Origin of the sequence: Flavonifractor sp. An4, from assembly GCF_002161755.1 — a bacterium.
Lineage (GTDB): Bacteria > Bacillota > Clostridia > Oscillospirales > Oscillospiraceae > Flavonifractor > Flavonifractor avicola.
In genome coordinates, this window is sequence record NZ_NFIL01000117.1 from 1 (window position 1) to 815 (window position 815).

Below are 815 nucleotides of genomic sequence, written 5' to 3' on the forward strand. Positions count from 1 at the left end.
TCCAACTCCATGACGGAACTCTACACCATGCAGCGGTATCTGCAATATGACAGGCTCCAGGAGCTGGACATGACCCACTTCGACAGCTGGGCTTCCAGGTTTGGAGAGACCGTGACGGCCCTGGAACTTGCCCCGGAGGGGACCGGCTACCGGGCCCGCACCCGCTTCTCCAAATTCTTCAACCTCCCGGAGCTGATGAGTCTCTTCAAAGAGGTAGCGGACATCCAGACAGCAGATCAGCTCCATCTTCCCGTGCCGGAGGTGGAGTACCACAATATCGTCTGCCAGCCCACCGAATTTCAGAAGCAGATGGTCCAGGAACTGTCCAAGCGGGCGAGTAAGGTACACAGCGGTAGTGTAAAACCCCAGGAGGACAACATACTCAAAATCACCTCGGATGGCCGCAAGCTGGGACTGGACCAGCGCATTCTCAACCCTCTGCTCCCGGACGACCCCGGAAGCAAGGTCAATCAGTGCGCCGGCAACATCCTGCGCATCTGGAGAGAGGGAGCGGCAGACAAGCTGACCCAGCTGGTATTCTGCGACATCTCCACGCCCCAGGGCGCTTCCGGGCAATTCACTGTCTATGACGACCTGCGGCACAAGCTTGTCCGAGGCGGCATCCCGGAGGAGCAGGTCGCCTTCATCCATGAGGCCGGCACCGAGGCGAAGAAGAAAGAGCTGTTCGCCAAGGTCCGCTCCGGCCAGGTGCGCGTCCTGATGGGAAGTACACAGAAGATGGGGGCGGGCACCAATGTCCAGGACCGTCTCATCGCCATGCACGACCTGGACTGCCCCTGGCGGCCCCGGGACCT

Annotated in this window: 1 pseudogene; it reads left to right on the plus strand. The window is 60.5% G+C overall.

Annotated features, from left to right (window positions below):
• Positions 1-815, plus strand: a pseudogene (locus tag B5F94_RS15980) (DEAD/DEAH box helicase); the annotation flags it as partial.